The organism is Methylobacterium sp. 13MFTsu3.1M2 (assembly GCF_900112625.1).
In the GTDB taxonomy this organism is placed as follows: Bacteria; Pseudomonadota; Alphaproteobacteria; order Rhizobiales; family Beijerinckiaceae; genus Methylobacterium.
The window spans coordinates 1-8,482 of record NZ_FOMM01000056.1; the positions used below are offsets into that span (position 1 = coordinate 1).

The 8,482-nt window shown below is 53.4% G+C and carries 6 protein-coding genes and 1 pseudogene; 1 reads left to right on the forward strand and 6 read right to left on the reverse strand.

Features of this window, described 5'->3' with window-relative positions:
• Nucleotides 1–162: 162 nt before the first annotated feature.
• The 5 genes from BM314_RS30405 to BM314_RS30410 all read right to left on the reverse strand — a co-directional run bounded on the left by BM314_RS30405 (nt 163) and on the right by BM314_RS30410 (nt 5,237).
• Nucleotides 163–651: a hypothetical protein gene (locus tag BM314_RS30405; RefSeq protein WP_244540094.1), complete on the reverse strand. Its 489-nt coding sequence runs from the start codon at nt 649–651 to the stop codon at nt 163–165.
• 88 nt (nt 652–739) lie between these two features.
• Nucleotides 740–2,032, reverse strand: a complete 1,293-nt coding sequence (locus tag BM314_RS29575) for a glycosyltransferase (protein ID WP_091982100.1) — start codon at nt 2,030–2,032, stop codon at nt 740–742.
• Between the two features lie 3 nt (nt 2,033–2,035).
• Nucleotides 2,036–3,622, reverse strand: coding sequence for a glycosyltransferase family 4 protein (locus tag BM314_RS29580; protein WP_091982103.1), 1,587 nt, complete (start codon nt 3,620–3,622; stop codon nt 2,036–2,038).
• Between the two features lie 48 nt (nt 3,623–3,670).
• Nucleotides 3,671–4,588, reverse strand: coding sequence for a glycosyltransferase family 4 protein (locus BM314_RS29585; protein ID WP_170868216.1), 918 nt, complete (start codon nt 4,586–4,588; stop codon nt 3,671–3,673).
• 175 nt (nt 4,589–4,763) lie between these two features.
• Entirely contained in the window at nt 4,764–5,237 is a 474-nt protein-coding gene (locus BM314_RS30410; protein ID WP_139237925.1) for a hypothetical protein, read from the reverse strand.
• Nucleotides 5,238–6,661: 1,424 nt separating this feature from the next.
• Here BM314_RS30410 and BM314_RS31180 point away from each other — a divergent pair.
• Nucleotides 6,662–7,006: pseudogene (locus BM314_RS31180) on the forward strand (helix-turn-helix domain-containing protein); the annotation flags it as partial.
• A 271-nt stretch (nt 7,007–7,277) separates the two neighbouring features.
• Here the strand turns inward: BM314_RS31180 and BM314_RS29600 are convergent.
• Nucleotides 7,278–8,297 (reverse strand): IS110 family RNA-guided transposase, encoded by a 1,020-nt coding sequence (locus tag BM314_RS29600; RefSeq protein ID WP_107353654.1) that lies wholly within the window; start codon nt 8,295–8,297, stop codon nt 7,278–7,280.
• Between the last annotated feature and the right edge of the window lie 185 nt (nt 8,298–8,482).

An 8,482-nucleotide genomic window follows, 5' to 3' on the forward strand; every position in this document is an offset into this window, starting at 1 on the left:
ATACGGCGCAGCCTAACCCGCTTCGCGCCAGCTGAATGTCGAGCCTACCTTGCCGCTGCAGGATACGACGCAACCTGATCGGATGCCGCTCTAGGGAGCAACAACACAAGCCAAGGCGAAGAACCAAAGACGAGACCGAGGCGCTGCTGCTCTCCGCCTTAATCAGAGCAGTCGGACAGGAATTCGAGTAGAGCTATCGCGATCACTTCCACTATCAAGATGCGACTCGCGCGATGCGAGCGGCTGTCCGCTCGGATCCTCATTACCGCTAGAACAGCTGGAAGCCTGCAGCTTCGAGTCATCACATGCGCCGAGCCGCCCTTCGGCTAACCCGTAGTTTAAGTAGTGAACTAGCGGATTTAGTCCTGCCTCTGCAACGTCTGGATTCCAAGCGAGATAGCGTTGGCCACTAAATCCAGGACTTGGATCCCGACCTTGCTTCCATCCCACCTCAAGATAGTGTTCAAGTGCATTCTCCCCGACCGATATAGCATCGCGGTTATGCTTCAAATAGTACTCTCGATCAAAACCTGGCATCTCCGAAGTGAGGTAGTGCCTTGTGCCAAGATTATCCGTATGATCTCGGCGCCGCCACAAGATATCGGGCGATGACTGCAGTATTTTATCAATTAATAATTTCATGAAATTCATCAAGATCTTATCCTCACGGTGAATACGATTTGAATAGAGTGGAAAGAGGTCAGAGAAACAGGAAAAAATTCACACGGCATGCTCCCTGCTAGAAGTTATGTAGAGCTAACCGCCTTTGCCCGCCAGGACCACCAAAATAGGTGTCGAGCGCCGCCCTCATAGATGTTGGATCATACATTTTTAGGAGTTCGGCTTCGAAGCGACGAGCTATTGAATGCCAATCGAACCGGTCAACAGCAATCCTTCTTGCGTTATCTCTGCGGGACTCGACTGTTTCAGCCGATTCCCTTAACGCAGCTAACGACCATTTAAGTTCTTCCAAAGAATCAGCGGGCAGGCTCCAATCACTGCCGTCAACCCCTCGACGTCCAAACGCATTTGCGATGATAGGTAACCCAGATCCCATATAATCAAAAAGTTTTAGATTTGTCCCTGCGCCTGAAAACATCAGATGGAGGGCAAAATCCGAAGAAACGAGGACCGAATCCCGAACTTCAGAACTGACGAATCCAAGCCAACGCTCACTAAAATTTACTTCTTTCCAAGTTGAGCGATCGGCGTCCGCGATAGAGCCAACTATTAACATGGTGCCTCGGAAATCCGCGGCGTCAAGCATTTCGCGACTAAGTTTATATGATTCGACATTTGCCTGGAAGTTGCTACCGAGGAAAACGCCGACCAATCCTTCTCCTGCATCCAAAATCTGTCGCAGCGTAGTCAAATCTTCTTGGGAAATTGTCGGAAGGTTTATTATATTGGTACCGTTTGGAACTACGCTTATATTCTTATAGGAGCAGTCATAAATTTCCTTTAGTCTGAGCGCGTCTTGATTACTCACCGCCGTCACAAGGTGGCTAGTCTGGACGGCAAAGCGCTCCACTTGACGAACGGCGGTAATCCAAGATCTGATATGGGCGCGATGCTTGCTGCGTTTAAAATAATCCCTCTTAATATCGGCCTCGACGTTATGTGACTCGTACACGCGTGCTACCCTTCGGGGGGCTAACGGAAAGGCAATATTAGCGAGATAAGGATGGGATGCGACTATGATATCGCACGCATGAACCTGTTTTGTCAGTTCTTGAATGAATTCCAGAGAAAAATTGTAGTCATTTATACATAGGACATCGTGTAGCCACAGGCCACTTTTCTCCATCAAGTAATTAAAATGTCCAGCATCGCCGGCGCTTGCTTTCGGTAATATCACCTCTACATTATTTGAGATTTTATAGCGCCTGCTGATTGACTGATTTCTGAAGTCGTAAACAAGGATAGTAATCTCAAAAGACGCAGAAAAATTGGACCAAATATTAACGAACCTGTTTTGTCCGCCATCTTTAGCCGGCCAGATATCGAATGTGGATAGAACTAGAATCTTCATAATTTAACCAAGCTCCAGCACGTCAAGTACGCGTTGCGCCGTGATGTCCCAACTAAAATTCCGTCGCTGCATATAGCCAAGCCGAGTCAAGTGCTGGCGTTTAGAAGGGTGCATCAGCAATTCAGATAGGCCGACGGCAAGCGATTCGCGAGATGTTGGGTCCACAAGTAGTGCCGCTTGGCCAGCGATCTCTGACATGCTTGAGCGATTCGATGTTATTACTGGGCAGCCACAAGCCATGGCTTCTATCACAGGAAGGCCAAACCCTTCGTATAGACTGGGATAAACCGAGTATAAGGCTCCGGAATATAGCGCCGACAACTCGTCGTTAGACACGCCTTGAAGTATGTGAACTCGATCCTCTAAGCCTAGGGCATTGATTTTGTCCGATAGATCGCTTGTTCCCCAGCCATTCTTTCCAACCAATACTAAATCACAGCTGGGCGCTCCATTTCGCAATAGAATTTCGTAAGCCTCGATGAGTTTCCCGTGGTTCTTTCGGGGCTCCAAGGTCCCGACGGAGATAATATATGATTTATTTTCGAGACGATGGCGTTTCAAGACCTCATTTATTTCTTCATCAGATCTACGCGAGAATATTGGATCAATATCAATCATCATTGCGGTTATTTTGTCGGACGAGATACCAGCTAAGCGGGCTAAATCAATCTTACTGGTCTCGGAGATGCTGAATACGTGGACCGAGTTCTTGAAAGCCAGAATGTTATTTGCAAAATTCTCTCTCGCGTCGCTGTAAAAGAAGTCAGGGAAAATTATTGGAATCATGTCATACAATATAGAATACTGAGGCAACGCAGAAAACCTGACTGGGATAAAGTGATTAGTTATAAACGCTTTTGCGCCCATTTGAATAAGTTCGTACTCGGCCCTGTCCGTCGACACCTGAAGGGACAGATCATCCATACGTTTCGATAACTGCTGAAGTCTAGCGTCGAACAACGATGAACCAATACGATAGCGTGTGACCGCTGCGATGGTAATCTCTATTTTCACATCCGATTCCACAACTGGAAAAATCTCAAGTGGAAGTTCGGCGGCGCCGTTTGTCCAACGGCATCCCCATTCAACGCCGTGAAAACCAGTAGTCAATCTGTGATCATTGAGTTCTACAGGAATGAACTGGTCATCTGCTCGTATGGTGATGTGACTTATAAGCACACCAAGTTCCCGCGTATCGGCGGTGCCCTCAGTAACTGCTGGGGAGTCCTTTCGGCTCAGCAGACGGAAGGAGTCGCGCGGCGCTTTGCCAATGTAAGTGACTTTATTCTCTATGAATTCGGCCGGTACATATTTTCCATCGACATAAAATATTAGATTTGGCTCAGTTGTTGTAAGATGACGAACACACTCTGTCTTTGCAGGGACGAGGCGAGCTGAAAAAATGCGCGGTTTGACAGATAAGCGAGCGACTAGCTCCTCGCGAACGTCCCCGAACGAAGGATCGATGACTAGTACAAACTCTATGGCAGGATTACGTGCTGCGACTGCATTCATCAACCCGACTGCTACATTGTATATACCCGCGGCCAGCCCCTGCTGAAATGCTCCACCGTCTATGGCGATCATCATTCACTTTACCCCGGTATCATAACGTTGTCTTCAAAATGATCGTTGTTCTTAGAGATGCGCGGGCATGCCTTCTATTGTATCTAGCCACTTTTTTGTTACGCGAAGCTGGCTGAAATGGGCAGCTCGCTGCGCCTGCCGCGCAATTGTATTATAACGAAACTCCTGATCAGTTGACAGCATATACACGAGGCTTGCGGCAAAGCTTGGATCTGGTGCGCTCATCAAAAGTCCTGCGCCGCCCATAGTCTCGCCAATAGCGCCTGCGTTGGCAGCTATTACCGGGCAGCCGGATGCGAAAGCTTCGATCAACGGAACCATGAAGCCTTCGTGATCGGACATTGAGACAAAGGCGCTCGCAGCGGCGTACAACGTGCGAAGGCGATCGGCATCTACATCGATATGTATTTGAATGTTCTGTGCCACATTTAGCTCGGAGGCATGTTTTATTAAGCTGACGTAATATGCTTCGTTCCAAATTTTTCCTACTATATGGAGTCGTATTGATAAAGGAAATCTCTTCTTGAATTCACTGACCAAGGATATGAGCCGATCTATCCGCTTGTTTGGCACAAAACGACCGACGAAGAGCAGATTTACTTCGCACTGATCGCGCAGCTTATAAAATAGTTCTGTTTCCACCTTGCCGCGTCGAAACCCAGAGTAATCTGACAGTACTGGGATTGTTCTAACATTCTTGTAGCCGCTTTCTTGAAGTTCTGCCGAGTTAAAATCTGAGTCGCCGACGGCGATATCGAAGGCGGGCGCCATTCTCCGAAGTTGTTCACGTCCGCTGTCACATCCATCGGCAAGCCAGTCGAGCCCTGCTTCTCTGAAGAATTTTCCTGGAGTGATGTTGTGGTAGACAATAATACGACGAAGAGGAAGGTGCGAGAGAGCTTCTGCTGTGGCGTCTAAATAAGAATAATGTATAATAATTATGTCTCTTTGGGCCAGCGATTTGCCCATTTGTGCGTTTAGTAGAGATGAGGCTGGGACAACCCCTGGCAATGACGATTCGAGCTGAGAGTCCGCGCACGATATGAAGCTTGCTACGTTGCGCTCTAGGAGAGCTTTATGTAGCAGCGTAATTGATGTCCCTATCGCATCAGATCTGAGGATAGAGGAATGATACTGTATTACTTTAGTCATTTCCGCTCACATTGATGCGACCGGCAATGGTTTTGCTTTGAGATTGACGACTATGGTTCTTCAGCAACTCGTCGACTTGTCCGATGACAGAGTCCAATTTTTGGGCAGTAAGCTGAACGAAAGTGGACGCAGATAGTTTTAAATCCTCCTGCTCCCTTTGGAGCGATCGATTTCTTTCCTCCTCCTGCTCTTGGATGTCTTTAATCTCTCCATCGATGCGAGCGATCATGCTTTCGAGCCTGGCAAGTGCGGAGATCGCAGCGCTCAGAGTCGATGTTAGATTTCGGCTCATTGTTTCTTGGCGCTTCTCAATTTCTAGAATGAGAGCTAGTTGCCCCTCCTGAGAAAAGGCATCCTTGTGATTTTCTGACTTTGAAGATGGTCCAGCTGAAGGGCCTATTTCTGTCGTCCTCTCCATGAGGCGGCGTGCGAATTCCGAAAGCGCGTCTTTCTCACTAGCGTTCATTTTAACTCCGAAGTTTAAATCTCTGGCCTAGAATTCTCGCTCATAATCTTCGTATTGGAATGCCGAAAGATACATCGTAATAGCTGCGGGCTGCGGTGATCACGGCGCAAATCTCTGACTAAACGCCCATCGATCCGCTTTGTTTGACGGTTGGTCCAACGAAATATTCCTCAGCTTAAGTCATTCCGCTTGATATGAAAGAGTTACTGTGTAGAATCTGCAAACCCGAGCCTTAAATTTAGTGCGAATGATTGAATGGGAGGTTTTTGACCAAGTTCCGAAAGATCTGTCGGTTTCATCGAAAAAGAAGCGATTTTTAAGTTATCCGTGTTTGTGAAGTGATTATCATAATGTGATAGTATATCATCCGCGATCCCGGAAATAGCTCTGTCGAATGCATCGCCCGCGTCGAACCCTTAGATTCGTTATGCATATAGATTTCTTTCCTGCTGATTGGAGATAAATGATTTGTGCCGCCGATCCTGTTTTGCCGCAATTCAAATTAAGCTGGACTGTTTCCTAGTGCATTGCATCCGATGATGTATCCGGAAGTGGCTGCAACGCGGCTTGCGATGTCCTAAAATACTCCATTGCCGGAGCGGCGATTAACGGCTCGCGCGAGGTAGGCTTTCTCGGGAACTAGCTGCGCTGGGTATGCGCGGTTTTGGATCATTGCGGGGGTCCTCGGCGCTCGCCTTGCCGTCGATCAGCGTTTTGCCTTTGGCTGCGTTAAGTTGCTAGAGCCACCCTTGGGTCTGGTCAACATAGCTCCCGCTTGTCAGCGTGGCGCGGCATCCTGTGGTGCGCTCTGTCTCGTTTGGCCAGGTGGTGGAGGGTAGTGAGGCACTTCGGCTGCGGGATACCGGATCTACGAGCGCTAGCTTAATTGCGAGTCAGCGGTAATATGGCGGTGGGCTTCCGCCGGCGGCCGTGTTCTTCGCCTCACTGGACCGGAAGGGGAGCTCCCGCTCACGCATCTAGCGGCGTTCTCCGGCGTCTTTGAGGCCGATGGCTACGCTGGCTTCGACGCGCTCTACAAGCGCCGTCGCTCAGGCAGCGCGCGGTTCGAGGCCGCCTGCCGAGCGCATACCCGACGCAAGTCCTGCGACGTCCATGCCAGTACCGGCTCCGCGGTCGCCTTTGAGGCGCTGGAACGGATGGGCGCGAGCTACGAGGTCGAGAGCGATCCGTTTGCGGCAAGCCCCCCACGAGCGCCTGCGGAAGCGTCAGGCCTGATCCCAACCGCTCGCAGCGGCCCCGAAGGCCTGGGTTGAGTCGATCCTGCCGCAGCTCTCCGGTGGCTCCGATCTCACCAATGCATTCTCCTACATGCTGGTGCGCTGGACGGCGCTGACCTAGAGCAGCATCCGAGCGTGATGAAACGGCTGGCGCGGTGAAGGGTTGGTCGGCGAAGGAGAGCGCCGATGTCCTCAGCCCTGTCCGTCGATCTGCGTCAGCGCGTGGTCCATGCCGTCGCGGCCGGCGCCTCCCGACACAAAGCTGCCGAACGCTTTGGGATCAGCCTGGCGAGCGCCAGTCGGTGGTGTGAGCGCTTCGCCCGTGAGGGCCACGTCGCGCCCAAGCCGATGGGCGGCGATAAGCGCTCGCACCAGATCGAGGCGCAGGCCGACCTGATCGTCTCCCTCTACGAGGCGCAGCCCGGCATCTACCTGCATGAACTCCGTGCGGCTCTGGCCGAACGCGGCATCTGCGTGGCGCAGAGTAGCCTCTCGCGCTTCTTCAAGCGCCACGGCATCTCGCGAAAAAAACGTATGGCCCGCCCCGTCTGCAAGGTGGTCGGTGAAGGTGCCTGTGTCCGGTCTGCACAAACGTATCCGGCATGTCGGCGCAGTGGCCGCCGCCAAGATGGAGAGCCGCACGCCCCGGGCCTCATAAGCACGTCGGCCTCGAAGAACCGCTTTTTTTGCCAGGCTTCCGGAACGCCGCTCGACCGTCAGGCCATCTTCACTGTCCTCCCGCAGACCTCATGGACCCGCGCCGGCCTCTCGTAGTCCAGTTAGGGTCGACGTTTGCGATGTCTCAGGCGTGAGCCGGCTCCGGCTGCCGCTCGAAGCTCACGCCCTTCCGCAGCGTTGCCCAGGCGATCCGAGCGAGCTTGGCGGCGAGCGCGACGACCACGGCGTTGTAGTGCGCCCGCGCCAGCAGACCCCGCAGCCATCGGCCGGTCGCGTCCTCAGCCTTGGCCATCGAGGGCAGCGCCGCTCTCGCCCCGTGAATGAAGAGCCCGCGCAGGTAGGAGTTCCCCCGCTTGCTGATGCCGAGCAGCTTCGGCTTGCCGCCCGTCGTGTGCTGGCGTGGTACGAGGCCGAGCCAAGCCGCGAGATCGCGGGCACGCGTGAAGGTGCTGCCGTCATCGACGGCAGCACGCAGAGCCGTGGCCGTCATCGTTCCGATGCCCGGGATCGACACCAGGCGGCGCGCCGCCTCGTCGGCACGCGCATGCTCGACGAACTCGCGATCGAGCGCCGCTATGCGGCGATCGAGGTCCGTCCACTCGTCGCGGACCTCTCCGATGAGGGATCGGATGCGTGGTCCGATCTGCGCCTCAGGGTCCTGCATCAGTGCTCCGATTGCCATCTCGAACTTGCGCCGACCCTGCGGGAAGGTGAGACCACGCTCCAGCAGGATCGCGCGGAGCTGGTTCATGAGCATGGTGCGCATTCCGACCAGCCGCGACCGGACCCGATGCAGGCTCTGCATATCGAGCTGCTCCTGTTCCTTCAGGGGCACGAAGCGCATGGTCGGGCGTGTGGCTGCCTCTGCGATCGCCTCGGCATCACGATCGTCGTTCTTCTGCGCTTTGACGTAGGGGCGAACATACTCCGGCGACATCAGACGGACGGTGTGCCCCTGCGCTACGAGCAACTGGCCGAGATGGTGGGCGCCGCAGCAGGCCTCCATCGCGACCACACAAGCCGGTAGCTTGGCCGTCAGTCCGACGACCGTCTCACGCCGTGCGCGGCGGCGCAGGACGACAACTCCAGCCGCATCGAAACCGACAAGGCTGCAGCTGTTCTTGCCGAGGTCGATACCCAGCACGGCGATCGAGCTCTTTGCCATTCCCAATCCCTCCACGTGTCCGTGGCAGGAGAATGCCACGATGGTTCAGTGAGGGGCGGGCCATCCCATAAGTACGGGGCACGCGGCCGAGCAGGACCGGGAGGACGTGAGAGCTGCGCGCGAGGCGTGGTTTGAGGGCCAACTCGACCTCGACCCGGATCACC